This is a genomic window from Mesorhizobium montanum, assembly GCF_033977145.1.
GTDB lineage: Bacteria > Pseudomonadota > Alphaproteobacteria > Rhizobiales > Rhizobiaceae > Mesorhizobium > Mesorhizobium montanum.
The window spans coordinates 35,205-51,816 of sequence record NZ_JAVIJF010000021.1; the positions used below are offsets into that span (position 1 = coordinate 35,205).

7 protein-coding genes, 1 tRNA gene and 1 pseudogene are annotated in these 16,612 nt (G+C 63.7%); 8 read left to right on the forward strand and 1 reads right to left on the reverse strand.

Translation table 11 applies throughout. The features are described from left to right. Nucleotides 1-214: 214 nt before the first annotated feature. Nucleotides 215-4,270, reverse strand: a complete 4,056-nt coding sequence (locus tag RFM68_RS25540; RefSeq protein ID WP_320235803.1) for a PAS domain S-box protein — start codon at nt 4,268-4,270, stop codon at nt 215-217. A 242-nt stretch (nt 4,271-4,512) separates the two neighbouring features. On the opposite strand from RFM68_RS25540, the gene RFM68_RS25545 reads away from it, so the two are divergent. The 8 genes and pseudogenes from RFM68_RS25545 to RFM68_RS25580 all read left to right on the forward strand — a co-directional run bounded on the left by RFM68_RS25545 (nt 4,513) and on the right by RFM68_RS25580 (nt 16,430). Continuing rightward, nucleotides 4,513-4,977: a phasin gene (locus RFM68_RS25545; protein WP_320235804.1), complete on the forward strand. Its 465-nt coding sequence runs from the start codon at nt 4,513-4,515 to the stop codon at nt 4,975-4,977. Nucleotides 4,978-5,319: 342 nt separating this feature from the next. Next, nucleotides 5,320-5,396, forward strand: a tRNA-His gene (locus RFM68_RS25550). Nucleotides 5,397-5,525: 129 nt separating this feature from the next. Next, nucleotides 5,526-6,887 (forward strand): DUF6538 domain-containing protein, encoded by a 1,362-nt coding sequence (locus tag RFM68_RS25555; RefSeq protein ID WP_320235805.1) that lies wholly within the window; start codon nt 5,526-5,528, stop codon nt 6,885-6,887. Nucleotides 6,888-7,333: 446 nt separating this feature from the next. Next, the gene (locus RFM68_RS25560) at nt 7,334-8,296 is read left to right on the forward strand and encodes an ArdC family protein (RefSeq protein WP_320235806.1); all 963 of its coding nucleotides are present in this window, start codon (nt 7,334-7,336) and stop codon (nt 8,294-8,296) included. Continuing rightward, nucleotides 8,293-8,700: a DUF2958 domain-containing protein gene (locus tag RFM68_RS25565; protein WP_320235807.1), complete on the forward strand. Its 408-nt coding sequence runs from the start codon at nt 8,293-8,295 to the stop codon at nt 8,698-8,700. Before RFM68_RS25560 ends, RFM68_RS25565 begins: the two co-directional genes overlap by 4 nt. 65 nt (nt 8,701-8,765) lie before the next feature. Next, the gene (locus RFM68_RS25570; RefSeq protein WP_320235808.1) at nt 8,766-10,892 is read left to right on the forward strand and encodes a ParB/RepB/Spo0J family partition protein; all 2,127 of its coding nucleotides are present in this window, start codon (nt 8,766-8,768) and stop codon (nt 10,890-10,892) included. Between the two features lie 161 nt (nt 10,893-11,053). Continuing rightward, nucleotides 11,054-15,372, forward strand: a pseudogene (locus tag RFM68_RS25575) (strawberry notch-like NTP hydrolase domain-containing protein). Beyond that, complete coding sequence (locus tag RFM68_RS25580) at nt 15,372-16,430, forward strand: DUF7146 domain-containing protein (RefSeq protein ID WP_320235809.1); 1,059 nt, start codon at nt 15,372-15,374, stop codon at nt 16,428-16,430. The pseudogene RFM68_RS25575 and the gene RFM68_RS25580 overlap by 1 nt, the downstream one beginning before the upstream one ends. Nucleotides 16,431-16,612: the final 182 nt, after the last annotated feature.

Genomic DNA, 16,612 nt, shown 5'->3' on the forward strand with positions numbered 1-16,612 from the left:
CCTAGATTTCACGGGTGGTACACATTCGTAAATTTTTTTGCGGCCCGGTAAGGACTTGTTAAGGGACGACCCCGATAGTCGCGTGTAACTTGAGGGAGAAATCCCGTTCCTCGTCCCCTGAGGTTCAGCTCAAGCCCCCGTTGTGACAGCATCCCATTTCTCAAGGCGTCCTCTTGGACGCCTTTTTCTTTGGCCGAATCCTACTCTTGCAATCCTATTCGGCGAGCACGCGGGTCGAGGGGAAGCCAACCTCGACCAGGGTTCCTTCGCCTGGCGTCGAGGTGATGGCGAAACGCGCGCGGTTCGCTTCCACCATGGCCTTGGTGAGCGGCAGGCCGAGGCCGGTGCCGTCGCCGCGTCCGCGCTTGAGCGCATTGATCTGCTTGAACGGCTTCAGCGCCTGCTCGATCTCGGTCGGCGTCATGCCGATGCCGGTGTCGCGTACGCGCATGACGACATCGCCTGAGGCCTCGTAAGCGGTCGAGACGATCACCTGGCCGCCGGCCTGGGTGTAGCGTATGGCGTTGGAAAGGATATTGAGGGCGATCTGGCGAACGCTTCTCAGATCCGCCACCACTTCCGGCAGCCGCGAGGCGAAGCTGGAGCGGATGATGACGCGCTCGCGATTGGCCTGCGGCTGCATCATCGCCACCGTCTCGGCCAAGGTGTCGTTGAGCGACACCGCCTCGTAATCCATCTCCTGCTGGCCGGCCTCGATCTTCGAGATATCCAGCAGGTCGTTGACGAGATCGAGCACATGGTTGCCGGAGCGGTTGATGTCGCGCAGATAGTCGCGATAGCGGTCGTTGGCGATCGGGCCGAATTTCTCGTCCACCATCAGCTCGGAAAAGCCGATGATGGCGTTGAGCGGCGTGCGGATCTCGTGGCTGATGCGGGCCAGGAAATCCGTCTTTTGCGAGGAGGCGCGCTCGGCCACCGCGCGCGCTTGCGTCAGGTCTTCCTCCGCCCGCTTCCACTGCGTGATGTCGCGCACCACGGCGCAGAAGCCGCTGTCGTTGGGCAGACGGCCGATGGTCATGAACAGCGGAATGAAACGCCCCTGCGCCTCGCGACCGATGACCTCGCGGCCGTCATTGAGCACGCTCGCCACGCCCGGCTCCGAAAGGCCCGCGAGATAGTCGCGGGCAGCGCGCTGGCTTTCGATGGCAAACAGCGAGACAAAGGGCTTGCCCGCGACCTCGTCGCTGTCGAAGCCGAACAGGGCTTCCGCCGGTCGGCTGATGGAGCGGATGTTGCCGTCGCGGCCGATCAGCACCACGCCGTCCGTGGCGGTGTCGATGATGGTGCGCATCTCGGCAATGCGCGACTTCAATTCCGGCACGTCCGGCTGCAGTGCCGGTTCGTCATTCGCGGCGGTGAAATGCGCCGCATCGTCTTCGCCGGAGCGCCGCACCACCAGCATCAGCGCCTTGCCGCCGCGCCACGGCACCGAGCGCAGCAGCGCGTCGATCGGAAATTCCTGGCTCTGGCGGGTTTTGAGCTTCAGCGAGCGGTCGCTTTCGTCCGCGGCGGCGTCCTCGGCGTAAGGGTCGGCAAAGAGCGCGCCCAGGCCCCCCGCATCCGCGAGGTCGTCCACCGTATCGTAGCCGGTGAGTTCGAGGAAGGCTTCATTGGCATAATGCAGCACATCGCCCGAATGGATGAGCAGCGGCACCGGCAGTCTGGCGAGGATGGATGTATCGGGCGCCTTGGCTTCTTGTCCGGTCGAAAAAGCGGACGGCACGAAGCCTGCGAGTTTGAGCGGCGGCACTTCGAGGCGCGGCCGCGCCGACGCTGCGGCTTCCGGTTCTTCCGGCTGTTCTTCCGCGGTCGCGGCGGCATCGGCATCGGCGCCGGCCCAATCCTCATTGTCTTGCGCATCGCGAAAATCGTCGGCGGTCATGCTGTCGTCGTCTGCCGTCGCATCGGGGGCAGACGGCTCAGCCGCGACCGGCTGAGCCGCGGGCTGTTCGACCGGCTGCTGCGGCTCCGCGGCAGGATGTTCGGCCGCCTGTCGGGCGCCCGCTGCCTGCTCGGTCTCGGAGACAGGCACGACGCCGGCTTCTTCCGTCGATTTCTCGCCATCGGCATAATTGAGCAGCGAGCCGGAAACGGCCGGGATTTCGGCCTGGCCGGTGTCGCTGGTCTCGGCGACGCCATCGATGCCGTCGAGCCGCGCCAGGTCTTCCTGGTCTTCCGCCTCGGTCTCTGCTTCAGCGGTCTCTGCATCGGCCTCCGCGTCGGCAGTTTCCGAGGCTTTCGACGCGGACGGCAGGGTCGCTTCCCGCGCGGAACCTTCGTCTTCCGCCACGTCAAGCGGAAGCGGCCGGTTTGCCTCGGCCTTCACGTCGCCGGCCGGCTCTTTCGCCGCTGCCTCGTCCTTGCCGGCAACAGCCGCATCGGGCTGCTTGTCGGCTTCCGGGGCGCTCGGCTCGGCATGGGCAGAACTGTCCCTGCGCAGCCGCTCGCCGATCTCGCGGAAGGCGCTGCGCTCGAGTATCGACAGACCCCTGTCGCTTCCCGGCTGCTTGTCGTTGGCCGGCTGGCGATGCTCGGCCAGCCTTATCACCTTGTCGGCGAAGCGCCGCTCCGGCTTCGGCACGATGGTCAGTGCCGGCACTTCACCCTGGAAGGGATCTTCGGGCTTTGACGGTTCCGGCGGCGTCTGCTCCGCTGCCGGCTGCGCGACCGACGGCTCGGCCCCGGCAGGTGCGGCATTCGGCACCAGGGCCATGCCAAGCGCTTCCGGATCGGCTACAGCGTCGGCGCTGCGCGCGACGCCGAAGCCACGAAAACCCTCGAAGGCGCGGCTGCGGCCATAGACAGGCAGCGCCGCCAGATCGACCGGGATCTTCAGACCGGTTCCGGCCACCGGCCACAACACCGAACGGCCGGACCAGGTGTCGCGCCGTTCGAGCAGACCGGCGATCTCGCCCGAGGCGTCGAGGCCGAAAGTGGTGGCGACGTCCTTGAAGCGGCGGCCGATCACGTCGGCGGCGGGCTGGCCGACGATGTCTGCGAATTCGGGCGACAGCGCACTGAACTTGCCTTCGGCGTCGGTGCGCCAGACGAAGCGCAGCGGTGGCGCGGAGCGGTCGATGTCGCGGGGCTGGGGCGGCCGTTTCGACGTGACGGTTTCGCGTCCGGTGGTTTCGCGGACATCCTGCCGCAGGCCTTCCGCCACGGCGGCGCTCTCAGGCAAGTCCTTTGCCGGCGCTTCCGGTTGAGCATGCCTGGCATCGTCGTCGCCGGCGTTGAAATACCAATGGTCGTGCTGGCCGGCGCCGGCATCGGCGACCTGTTGGCTGGACTCGGTGGCGTTGGCCTGATGACTGGCCTGGGTGGGCCGTTGGTCGGCCACGGCTTCCGTGGCGGCGTGTGTGTCTTCGGAACTTGTCGGGGCAGCTTCTTCCGGCTCTGTGGCAACCACGGGTTCCTCCGCGCTCCGCGCACCGTCTTCGGCAGCCTCCGGGGCCACCTCGGCCGGTTCGTCGGCCGCTGCGGCTGGCACTGGACTGTTGTCCTGGACAGGCTCTGGCGCTGCAACCTGCTGACCGTCGGGCTGGCTGGCCACCGGCTGACCGTCTTGGTCACTGTCCGCGCCGTCGAGCTGGTCCTCATCGATCACCACCAGCAGATGGCGCGTGTCGGTGAGCCGCGCAAAACCGGCCGGGTAGGAGGTACCGGTGCCGGGCACAAGGCGCTTGACAAGGCGGTCGCCGCTGGCGGTCACATCCGCAACCAGGGCAGCCAGCGTCCCCGACTCGATGCCGAGCGCCGCAAAGCCGTCCGAGGCCGCCTCGACACCGCCTTGCGCGTCGACGAAAGCGATGAAATGACCGGCTTCGGTGAAGCCGCCGATGGCGCGGCTGGCGATCTCGCCGGCGCTGCGCGAGCTGGTCTGCGCCGCCGGCATCGCCAGCATGATCGCCTTCTCGCCGTCCGGCATCGTCACGGCGCTGGCCAGGAAACCGACGGCGCGGCTCACCATGCCGGTGGCGAGCCTCACCGTGATGGCCCGGTCGCTGCCGATATCCGGAAAACCGCTGGTCGCCATGATCTGCCGCCGGGCAATCAGCGGCAGCCGTGCCGAGGCGCCGATGATGCCCTCGATATCCGGATAGCCGAACATCGATGCCCCCGGACCGTTCGCCCAGATCACCTGTTCGAGGTCGGCCGACAATATGGCCAAAGCGTCGCCGGCGGCAAAGCGCCGGCGCACCGCGTCGAGCACGGCGACGTCGAGGAAGGAATAGTTTTCAGGCGGCATGCGCGGGCCAACCCTCCGAAGCGGGCATTTCAGTTAACGCTTTGTTAATAAAAGCCCACGGTCCGAAGGTCCACAAGCCCTGGCTTGCAACGGTCGAAATCTCTGGGCTCTTGGTTAACGGCGGGAAGATTTTATGGTGCGGTGCAACAAAAATATTGCAATGCACAAAAAATCCTTTATATTGCCATTATACATGAACGAGACGGCTTTCTGTCAAAGCCGCTGCCCCGAAAGGTTGGAAAATGTCCAAGACCACCGCCAAGACCGCCGAGACCATCGAAAACGTTGAATTCCCGAGCTTCGACGCCTCCAAGGCGACCGACCAGATGCGTGCCTTCGCCGAGAAGGGCGTCGAGCAGTCGAAGGAAGCCTATGCCAAGCTGAAGACCGGCGCCGAGGAGACCCAGAAGGTTCTGGAATCGACCTACGAGACCGCCAAGACCGTTTCCAGCGACGTTTCGCTCAAGGCGATCGCCACGCTGCGCGCCAATGCCGAGGCCAGCTTCTCGCACCTCGAAGCCCTGGTCGGCGCCAAGACCCTTTCGGAAGTCGTCGAGCTGCAGACCTCGTTCCTGCGCAAGCGCGTCGAAATGGCCGTCGAGCAGGCCAAGGAGTTCCAGACCATCGCCACCAAGGCGGTCGAGGATGTCTCCAAGCCGGTCAAGAGCGCCTTCGAGAAGGCAATGAAGGACGCCAAGGCTGCCTGATTTCCGCGCACGATTGTGCGATGCATCAAAACGTCGCATTTCGTCAGACAAATAGTCGTGCGATAGTTTGAGCAACCAGATACCCGGGAATGGAACCTCCTCCCTCCGTTTCCGGGGTGACCAGCCAGCACCTCCTCCCGCTGGCTCGTAACAGGAAAAGGCCGGCACCTCCTCCCGCCGGCCTTTTCTTTTGCCTTGACGAAAGGCGGATGAGGAAACCAATCCTTTACCTTATCAAGGCCCTTGAATTAGAGTCCGATAGCCCGTATTTGACGCATCGCCGAACGACAGAGCGGATCACGGAGAATGAAGCTTTCACCTCGATCTAGCTCAGGCAGGCATGCCGTTGTAGCTCAGCTGGTTAGAGCGCCGGATTGTGGATCCGGAGGTCGCTGGTTCGATCCCAGCCAACGGTACCATCGGCTATTCATCTAAATGCCTGATTTTCCAGTCAAAATTCTCTAAACTGCGATAGCCACTTGCCGCCAGATGCGGCTTTGTGTCACAAATTGTGCTACCTATTGTGATACAAAAGGATGTCTGAGGCCTTGGGACGCAAACGCGAACAGCACGATCCCGACCGCTATCTTCATCTGAGGGACGGCCATTTCCACTACCGCCGGCGTGTACCCCAAGAGGTGCGCGACCTGGATGATCGTCACAGATTCGTACGCAAGGCTCTGGACACGACAGACAGGATAAGGGCTCGGACTGCCCGCGATATGTACGAGGCGGCCGACAACGCGCTTTGGGCGTCGCTGATGATCGGCGACAATCCGCAGGCTGCGCGGATGCGGTACAAACTGGCGATCAAGCGCGCCGAGTCTCTAGGGTTCGTCTACAGGCCGCTCGCCGAAATCCTCACCGCCGAGCCGCTGGAAACTATTCTTCAGCGCGTCGAAACGACGATAGGCGAGCCGGCGAAGTCACCTGCGGTAGATGCAATCACCGGCATGGTGGAGCGACCTGACGACAAGATCTCCGACGCCTTGAAGCTCTATTTCTCCGACATCGTTCGTGACGAATTGCGCACCAAGAGTCCGGACCAGCGGAAGCGGTGGAAAGCCAAGCGGCAAATGAGCGTCGAATTGTTTATCGAGCTGGTCGAGGACAAGCCAATAGGGAGCATCACGCGCGAGGACGCACTCAAAGTTCACAAATACTGGCTGGATCGCGTGGCGCCGGAAGAAGGCGCCGGCGATCGTTCAGCGTCGACGGGTAATCGCAACATGGGCAACCTGCGTACGCTCTACAACGACTATTTTCGACACATAGGCTTTCCCGAGCAGAAGAACCCGTTCGCCGACCTCTCCTTCAGCGACAAGTCGAAGCGGAGTAGGCCGCCATTCCCAACCGACTGGATCAGGGACAAGATTCTCGCGCCTGGCGCTTTGGCGAAGCTCAATGACGAAGCTCGAGGGATTGCGCTCGCGTTCGTTGAAACCGGCTGCCGGCCTAGCGAACTGGCAAACCTTCATGAAGGCGTGATTCATCTCGATCACGAAGTTCCGCACATCTCGGTCGAACCGCGCGAGGACCCCAAGGACCCGCGCGAGATCAAGACCGGATCGTCAGTGCGTAAAGTGCCGCTGGTTGGGGTGGCGCTGGCGGTATTCAAAAAGCATCCCAAAGGCTTCCCGCAATACAAGGATCGAGAGAGCCAGCTGTCGGCGGCCGTCAATAAGCATTTCAAGAAACACAACCTCTTCCCCACCGAGAGCCACACCTTCTACTCACTCCGTCACTCCTTCGAGGATCGGATGAAAAACGCACGGCTCGATGAGGAACTGCGGCGTATGCTGATGGGCCATATGATCGACCGCCCCAAATACGGCGAAGGCGGTGAAATGAAGATGTGGCAGGAAGAGCTTATGAAGATCGCTCTGCCGTTCGATCCTTCAATCGTTTGACTCGCTCGTGCACCGTGGCAATCCGTTCTTTCCTCGCCTGGTAATCCTGCAGGGCGCGTTCCAAATGATCGTACAGAGGAAGCCATGCCTCGCCCTTGTCGCCCCGCGCCACGATTATCTCAGCTACGCGGTCGAGCACGCGCTCGATGCGCTCCGCAGTAACAGGCCGAGGCGGCGGCGAGTACGGCCTCACGATTTCCCCTTTTTCGCAACCAACATCCTGTCCATGCGTCCCAACTGCCTTGCGGGAACGAGATTGAGGCGCGAGTTCCAATGTTGGGAAAGGCGAAAATCCGAAACGCGTAGTCTGGCGCGTCATTTCGCGCACATAGGTCGATCAGCGTTTCGGCCCAAGCGCCGCTGGAGAGCGAGAGTGTTGACCGGGTTGTCGGTGACAGGTTGAGAGCCGGAGGAGAGGCCTCCGACGCCTGTCGCGGAGAACCGCGATGTCTAGTCACAGCGATCGAGCCCGCGCCGGTGCGGATCGGACGAACCTCTACGACGATATTACCAATAAGATCATTTCCCAACTGGAGGCAGGTCATTTCCCATGGGTCCAGCCCTGGGGGTCTGCGGCCGCGAAGGCGCCCCTGTCCCTGCCGAAGAATGCCAGCACCGGCAGGGCGTATAGCGGGATCAATGTGCTTATCCTTTGGGGCGCCGTCATCGAGCGCGGCTATCCAACCCAAAGCTGGCTGACCTTTCGGCAGGCGGTTTCGCTCGGCGGGAACGTGCGGAAAGGCGAGCGGGGCATTACCGTTGTCTACGCCGACCGCTTTGTCCCCGGCGAGGAGAGAAATCGCGCCGAAGAGACTGGTGGCGATGCCCGGGCGGTGCCCTTCCTCAAGCGGTTCACGGTCTTCAACACTGAGCAGTGTGAAGACCTGCCCGACGCCATAGCGGTTTCACCTTTATCACCGGGCTTGGAACTGATCGAACCGCGGGTCAGGGCGTTGATAGAGGCAACCGGCATCAAGTTCCACATCGGGGGGAGCAAAGCGTTCTACTCGCCATCCCACGACCGCGTTCAGGTTCCGCCGCCTCAGGCCTTTTTCGAGCCGATCGACTGGCATCGCACCGCGCTGCATGAGCTTGGTCATGCCACCGGTCATCGGTCGCGCCTTGCTCGCGATCTTTCCGGGACCTTCGGCACCAGAAGGTATGCTTTCGAGGAACTGGTGGCCGAAATCAGCGCCGCCTTTTCCTGCGCCTCGCTCAGCATTGTTCCGACCGTTCGGCACGCCGACTACATCGGATCCTGGCTGGAGGTGTTGCGAGAGGATAACCGCGCAATCGTGCGCGCCGCCAGCCGGGCCAGCAAGGCGGCTGACTGGCTTCTCGGCCATCTGCCTGATGAAACCGCGCTGTCGATTGCCAAGGATCTGGGTAACGACAGGAGGGCGGCATGATCCTCCTCACTCCGGAACTGCGCGAGCGCCTTCTCGCCAACGGCCGCGATCAGGATGCTGACCATGTGCCAGTTGTCCGTTTCTTCAATCCGGTCGCCGCCGGCACTTGGCTCGCGACCGAACTCGACGAGGATCGCGATACACTCTTTGGTTTAGCCGATCTCGGTTTCGGCTGTCCCGAGCTCGGCAGGTTCAGTCTATCGGAGCTGCAATCGGCTCGCCTGGCATTCGGCTTGGGGATTGAACGCGATGTGCTGTTCATGGGCGAATTCCCGATCTCAGCTTACGCCGAAGCTGCTCGCGCGGCGCGAAGTATCCCAGGGGGCGAGCGCGTGCTGCACGCCGGTGCCTGTCGGCAGCCGCGCGCCGCATTGCGCCAGAAGACGGGAGAGGAAGAGGGTTGAAGGGATTTTCGCGACGGGTTCAGGACCGAGAGAGAGGCTCTCGGCGCCCGTCGCGGAGAACTCCGATGGCCAACGCCGTTCAGAAGATCATCCTGTCGCCTTCGCGCGACATTCCTTTCAACAAGCTGGTGCTTGCCCAGACCAATGTCCGGCGCATCAAGGCTGGTGTCTCGATCGAGGACCTGGCCGCATCGATCGCCAGACGCGGTCTGATCCAGAGCATCCACGTCCGTCCCGTGCTTGACGGGGAGGGTCAGGAGACCGGCATGTTTGAAGTGCCGGCCGGTGGCCGCCGCTATCGGGCCCTCGAGATGCTGGTGAACCAGAAGCGGCTTGCGAAGACCGCCTCCATTCCGTGTATCGTCGGCGGTTCTTCGGGCTCGATCCTCGCGGAAGAAATCTCCCTTGCCGAGAACATCGAGCGAGCCCCGCTCCATCCCCTGGATGCATATCGCGCCTTCAAGGAAATGCTCGACAAGGGTATGTCGGAGGAGGAGATCGCTGCCGCCTTCTTCATCTCGGCCAACATCGTCAGGCAGCGCCTCAAGCTCACGGCCGTATCGCCGGCGCTTCTCGATGTCTACGCCGAGGATGGCATGACGATCGGCCAGCTCGAAGCCTTCTCAGTCAGCAACGACCACACGCGACAGGAGCAGGTCTGGGAGACGATCAAGAACAGCTGGTCGAGAGAGCCATACCAGATCCGGCGCATATTGACCGAGAACACCCTGCGCGCCTCCGACAAACGGGCCGTCTTCGTGGGCCTCGACGCCTATGAGGCAGCGGGGGGCGCGGTGTTGCGCGACCTGTTCCAGTCGGACGATGGCGGATGGTTGCAGGATGTAGCGTTGCTCGACCGTCTCGTCACCGAGAAGCTGCAGGTCATGGCCGACGAAATAGCCAACGAGGGCTGGAAATGGATCGAGGTCGCGATGAGCTTCCCGTACGGAGCGACACACGGTTTGCGTGAACTCCAGGGGACGCCCGTTGATCTGTCCGAAGAGGAGCAGGCAACGCTGGCCGCGCTGCGTGACGAGTTCGACAAGCTGCAGGCCGAGTATGAGGAGGCCGACGAGTTGCCGGATGAGGTCGACCAGCGGTTTGGCGAGCTTGAAACCGCCATCAAGTCGTTGGAGACGCGTCCCGTTCGCTTCGATCCGGCCGGTATCGCGCGCGCCGGTGTCTTCATCAGCGTGGATTCGGACGGGTCGCTCCTCGTCGAGCGCGGCTATGTGAAGCCAGAAGATGAAGCCTCCGCTTCTCCCGGCAGTGACTCAGGCCCGAGCGTCGAGGAGACTGACGATCCAGCGACTGCGGGTTCGGTTCAGCGGGCCGTCATCACCATCGGCGGCCAGCCGACCGGGCCGGAGGAGGATGACGAGGACGGCATCAAGCCATTGCCGGATCGCCTCATCACGGAACTGACCGCGGATCGCACGCTGGCTCTGCGCGACAAGCTCGCAAATGATCCTGCAACCGCCTTTCTGGCTGTGCTTGAAAAATTCGTTCGCGACACTTTCTCTCGCTACCGCGCACAAGGCGTGGCGATGGAAGTCTTTGTCCGCGGCACGGTCTTTCCGGTCCAGTCCGAAGGGCTTCGGGATACGACGTATGCGCGCTCGATCCAGGCCCGCCACGAGGCCTGGGAAAAGCGCCTTCCAACAGACGTCGACGGACTATGGAACGCGCTCTCTGCACTGACGGGCACCGAGCAGGCTGAACTGTTTGCCCATTGCGCATCCTTCGGCGTCAATGCCCTTTACGAAAGGGCTGATCGCTACGGCAAAGGCGCCATCTCTGCGCACGGTGTGCGGCAGCGCCTTGCGGACGCCGATCATCTTGCCCGGGCAGTTGGGCTCGACATGATTGACGCCGGATGGCGCCCCACCGTCGGCAACTATCTCGGCCGTGTCACCAAGGCGCGTATCCTGGAAGCCGTTCGCGAGGGTGCTGGCGAGCGCGCCTTCCAGCTCATCGATCACCTCAAGAAGGGCGACATGGCCAAGGAAGCAGAGCGCCTGCTCGCCGATAGTGGCTGGCTGCCTGAGCCTCTGCGGCTTGTCGATGTTGACGTAGAAGCAGTCGACACGAACCCTGGCGACGAAGATGAAGCGCTGCCTGAATTCCTGGCAGGTGACAATGAAATCGCTTTGGTCGACCAGGAAGAAAAACAACTCGACGCCGCCGAATAGGCCGGCGCCACTCCCCGTCCGAACGCCCGGCGCTCCCAAGAGTGCCGGGCGTTTTTACGTGCTGTCGTGAGAGCGAGTGTCCGGCCGGAACGGGTTGAGCCCGTGCGGTCAGAGAGAGCGCCGATGGGCTTTTCCCGGTCTCGCTCTCCAGAGGATCTCCGATGAACTTTTTGTCTCCGACAACAACCGCCAGTGCGGCTCCTTCCGCCGTTACGTCTGTCGATCCAGCCGCGGCAGCCTATGCGGCAGCCCTGCTTCTACTGCCCCACCTCGAATGCGGCCGGCGCGTCGATGCCGTCGTCCTGCGAGCTGCGATGGAAGCCTCATTCGGGGCTTCCGACACGAGCGGCGCCTGGAACTGGAAGACGGCCTATGACGCCTGCGAGGCCGCGACCGTCCTGTTCCTTCGCAAATACGGCAAGTCGCTTCTGCGCAAAGCCGGCTCCGTGGCATCCGCCTTACCGCTTTTCAACCAGATTGCGGACCTTCTGCCCACGCATACCCGCCGCTCCGAGGAAAGCCAGGCGCTGCAGCAGTTCTCGACGCCTGTCGCGCTCGGTCTCGCAGCCGTCACCGCCGCCGCGATAGGGCCAACTGACCGAGTGCTTGAACCTTCCGCCGGCACAGGTCTGCTTGCGATCCTCGCCGAGATCGCCGGTGGCTCGCTTCTGCTAAACGAGCTTGCGGAGATGCGTGCCGGCCTCCTGTCCAATCTTTTTCCAGGCCTCACGGTCAGACGCTTCGACGCGGCGCAGATCGACGACCATCTTGATACCTCCAGCTTGCCCACTGTCGTGCTGATGAACCCGCCGTTCTCGGTCCTCGCCAATGTGCAGGGGCGCGTAGCAGACGCGACCTTTCGCCATATCGCCTCGGCGCTCGCGCGGCTCGCCGACGGTGGCCGGCTGGTCACCATCACCGGCGCGAGCTTCGGGCCGGAGATACCGGCGTGGCGCAATGCATTCGCGCGCCTACAGGAGCATGGCCGCGTCGTCTTCACCGCCACGATCAGCGGAACCGTCTACGCCAGGCATGGCACAGCGATCGACACCCGGCTGACGGTCATCGACAAGGCGCTGGCTGGCGATCCGTCCTTCTTTCCGGCCTCACCCGGCTTTGCGCCGGATGTCGCCACGTTGCTCAGCTGGATCGAGAAGCACGTCCCGGCACGGCCGCCAACCGCCGAAGCGGCCAGGGGCGTTACCCGCATTACCGCGCCCCGGACGGTCCGCGGCTATCTCGCCCGCACAGTCGCAGGTCCAGCTCACCGGCAGCTGTCCGAGCCGGCCGGCGTTGAACTGTCGTACGAGACGGTCGATTGGGCACCCGACGAGGGAGCGCGGCTGACCGACTCGATCTACGAGGAATATGGATTGCAGACGATCCGTATTCCGGGCTCCCAGGCGCACCCGACCAGGCTGGTCCAGTCTGCAGCGATGGCCTCTGTCGCCCCGCCAAAGCCCAGCTATCGGCCGACACTTCCTGGCGATATCCTGACGTCGCTTTCCGACGCCCAGCTCGAAACGGTGATCCTCGCCGGCGAGGCCCATTGCAGATTTCTCGCGGGATCATGGTCAGTCGACCACACGCTCGATGTTGTCAAAGCAGCACCCGACGACGCGCCGGCAGCCGTGCGCTTTCGGCGCGGCTTCTTCATCGGCGATGGGACCGGCGTCGGCAAGGGCCGCCAAGCGGCGAGCATCGTGCTCGACAACTGGCTGCAGGGTCGACGCAAGGCCGTGTGGATCTCCAAATCAGACAAGCTGCTTGAGGACGCGCAGCGCGACTGGGCCGCGCTCGGCATGGAGCGTCTGCTGGTCACGCCGCTGTCGCGCTTTCCGCAAGGGCGCACCATCACACTTCCAGAAGGCATCCTGTTTACAACCTATGCCACGCTACGCTCCGACGACCGTGGCGAGAAGGTTTCGCGCGTCAGGCAGATCGTCGAATGGTTGGGCTCGAATTTCGACGGAGTGCTCATATTCGACGAGGCGCACGCCATGCAGAACGCCGGCGGCGGCAAGGGAGAGCGTGGCGATGTCGCGCCCTCACAGCAAGGCCGCGCCGGCTTGCGCCTGCAACAAGCCCTGCCTAGCGCCCGTGTCGTCTATGTCTCCGCCACCGGCGCGACCACCGTCGCCAATCTGGCCTACGCCCAGAGGCTTGGCCTCTGGGGCGGCGAGGACTTCCCGTTCTCGACGCGTGCGGAGTTCGTCGAGGCGATCGAGGCGGGCGGCGTGGCGGCGATGGAGGTGCTGGCCCGGGACCTTCGGGCGCTCGGCCTCTACACGGCACGCTCGCTCTCCTTCGAGGGTGTCGAATATGAACTGGTCGAGCACGAGCTGACGCTTGAGCAGCGGCGGATCTACGATGCCTATGCCGGTGCTTTTGCAGTCATCCACAACCATCTCGACGCGGCCATGCAGGCCGCCAACATCACCGGCGGCTGCGGCACGTTGAACCGCCAGGCCAAGTCCGCCGCGCGCTCGGCCTTCGAAAGCGCCAAGCAACGCTTCTTCGGTCACCTACTGACGTCGATGAAGACGCCGACGCTCATCCGCTCGATCGAGCAGGATCTCCAGTCCGGGCATTCGACCGTGATACAGATCGTCTCCACCGGCGGGCGCTTATGGAACGCAGGCTGGCGGAGGTGCCGACGCAAGAATGGAACGATGTCCGCGTCGACATCACACCGCGCGAATATGTGCTCGATTACCTCGAGCATTCCTTCCCTGTTCAACTCTACGAACCCTTCACGGATTCGGAAGGGAACCTGTCGTCGAGGCCGGTGTTTCGCGATGGCCAACCCGTTGAAAGCCGCGAGGCGGTCGCGCGCCGCACGGCGCTGATCGAGAAGCTGGCGAGCCTGCCGCCGGTCCCTGGCGCGCTCGACCAGATCATCCAGCGCTTCGGCACCGACGTGGTAGCGGAGGTGACGGGCCGGTCGCGGCGCATCGTCAGGAAGGGCGAACGCCTGATGGTCGAGGGCCGCGCTGTCTCGGCCAATCTCGCCGAGACGCAGGCCTTCATGGATGACGTCAAGCGCATCCTGGTGTTCAGCGATGCCGGCGGGACAGGCCGCAGCTACCATGCGGAGCTTTCCGCATGTAACACGCGCCTGCGCGTCCACTATCTTCTTGAGCCTGGCTGGAAGGCCGATACCGCCATCCAGGGCCTTGGCCGCACGCATCGGACAAATCAGGCGCAGCCGCCGCTTTTCCGACCGATCGCCACCAATGTGAAAGCCGAGAAACGCTTCCTCTCCACGATTGCCCGACGTCTCGACACGCTGGGCGCGATCACGCGTGGCCAGCGCCAGACCGGCGGGCAGGGCCTGTTCCGGCCAGAGGACAATCTGGAATCGCATTATGCCCGCGATGCGCTGCGCCAGCTCTATCTGCTGATCGTCCGCGGCAAGGTGGAGGGCTGCTCGCTCAAGCTGTTCGAGCAGACCGCGGGGCTGACGCTGACGGACGAGAACGGCATCAAGGACGAACTGCCGCCGATCACCACTTTCCTCAATCGCCTTCTGGCGCTCACCATCGAACTGCAGGACATCCTGTTCGCGACTTTCGAGCAGTTGCTCACAGCCAAGGTGGAAGGTGCCATCACGGCTGGGGTCTACGACCTTGGGCTCGAAACGCTGCGCGCGGAGAATTTCGTCGTCACCGATCGGCGGGCGATCTACACCCATCCGGGCACCGGCGCCGAGACACAGCTCCTCACCATCGATCAGCGCCAGCGCAACCGACCCGTGCCGGTCGAGGAAGCTATCGCCCAGCTCGACGATCCGCGCGCCATCCTGCTGGTCAACGAACGCTCAGGCCGCGCTGCCGTGCAGGTTCCCGCGCCATCGTTCATGCTCGATGATGGCGAAATCGAGCGGCGGGTCCGGCTGATCCGGCCGATGGAACGACACCATGCCTTCCTACGCATGATGGAGGACAGTCATTGGCAGCAGGCGGATCGCGAGACCTTCACTACTGCCTGGAGCGCCGAGGTCGCGGGCGTCCCGGCATTCTCGGACTCGACCATCCACATTGTCGCGGGGCTATTGCTGCCGATCTGGAAGCGGCTTCCAAACGAGTCGAGCCGTGTCTATCGGCTCCAGACCGACGAGGGCGAGCGCATCATCGGCCGCAGGGTTTCGGCCGCATGGGCCGCCGGCGCGCTCGCAACCGGCGTCAGCACGCTGACGGCACAAGATGCGTTCGACGCCCTTGCGGATGGGAGCACGATGCTCGACCTCGCGGAAGGGCTTCATCTGCGCCGCGTCCGTGTCATGGGCGCCAATCGCATCGAACTGTCGGGCTTCACCGATACCATGCGCGAGCGGCTAACGGCCTACGGGCTTTTCCACGAGATCGTATCCTGGAAGCTACGCATGTTCGTGCCCACGGACGCGAGCGGACCCACGGTGCTCGCCAAGGTTATCGAGCGCCATCCGATACAGCGCATCAGCGAGAGGGAAGCCTCCTGATGCCGCCTCGTGATGCATCCGAACTGGCAAGCCGTCTTGCCCAGCGGGCCGAGGCTGTGTGCCGTCGCTACCTTTCGAATGGTCGCCGCGTTGGCAATTACTGGCTAGTCGGCGATGCCCGCAATGCACCGGGGCGCTCGATGTTTGTCCGTCTCAAGGGATCGGAATCCGGCAAGGGCGCCGCCGGAAAGTGGACCGATGCCGCCACCGGCGAGCACGGCGATCTGCTGGACGTCATTCGGGAAGCGCTTGGCCTGGTCGATTTCAAGGACGTCTCCGATGAGGCGCGCAGCTTTCTGTCCATGCCCCGCACGGCGAGCGAACGAGACGAACGCAGGATGCCCTCCGTTCCCTCTGCTGGCGGTTCCATCGAGGCGGCGAGGCGGCTGGTCTCGATGTCGCGGCCGATAACACGAACGCTTGTGGAGATGTATCTGCGTGGACGCGGGATCACAGCCCTGCATGACACTGGGAGCCTTCGGTTTCATCCCAACTGCTATTACCGTCCGGACCGCGGCCCGACCGAAGCATGGCCGGCAATGATCGCAACGGTCACCGACCTTCAAGGCAAGCTCACCGGCGCTCACCGCACCTGGCTCGATCCGGGCGGATTCAGTGAGGCCCATCTCGGCCGCGCTCCGATCGACACACCGAGACGAGCCATGGGCGAACTGCTCGGTCACGCCGTCCGCTTTGGTTGCTGCCGCGATGTCATGGCCGCCGGCGAAGGCATCGAGACCATGCTGTCGCAACGCGCTGTCCTGCCCGCCATGCCGGCGATGGCAGCCCTGTCGGCGGCCCATTTGTCAGCAATCCTGTTCCCCGACTCATTGCGGCGGCTCTACATCGCCCGCGACAATGATCCGGCAGGCGACGCAGCGGTGGCAACCCTCATAGAACGCACCAACGCGGCCGGTATCGAGGCGATGGTTCTGACGCCGCAGTTGGTCGATTTCAACGAGGATCTACGTCTGCTCGGTGCCGATGCCCTGAGGGCGATCCTGCGGGTCCAGATCGCGCCGCAGGATGTCGCGCGCTTCATGACGCTGGCGACCTGACCGGAAAGGGAAGAAGGGGCGGCGTGCAATGATGCGTGGCTTGGGTGCGCACGTGGATCTTCGCGGGGCGAGGGCCGGCCCACGGCCTTCCAGAGGGCGATCGGGCGCCGGCCGGTCCGGACAGGCAATGGCTGCGCCCGGCTATTTTCCGGCGGCCCTTGCCACCCCACGCGGCAGGCCGC

Excerpts from the sequence above, each read along its gene's own strand:
- RFM68_RS25540 (WP_320235803.1), bottom strand. The coding sequence starts at position 4,270 with ATGCCGCCTGAAAACTATTCCTTCCTCGACGTCGCCGTGCTCGACGCG.
- RFM68_RS25545 (WP_320235804.1), top strand. The coding sequence starts at position 4,513 with ATGTCCAAGACCACCGCCAAGACCGCCGAGACCATCGAAAACGTTGAA.
- RFM68_RS25560 (WP_320235806.1), top strand. The coding sequence starts at position 7,334 with ATGTCTAGTCACAGCGATCGAGCCCGCGCCGGTGCGGATCGGACGAAC.
- RFM68_RS25565 (WP_320235807.1), top strand. The coding sequence starts at position 8,293 with ATGATCCTCCTCACTCCGGAACTGCGCGAGCGCCTTCTCGCCAACGGC.
- RFM68_RS25570 (WP_320235808.1), top strand. The coding sequence starts at position 8,766 with ATGGCCAACGCCGTTCAGAAGATCATCCTGTCGCCTTCGCGCGACATT.
- RFM68_RS25580 (WP_320235809.1), top strand. The coding sequence starts at position 15,372 with ATGCCGCCTCGTGATGCATCCGAACTGGCAAGCCGTCTTGCCCAGCGG.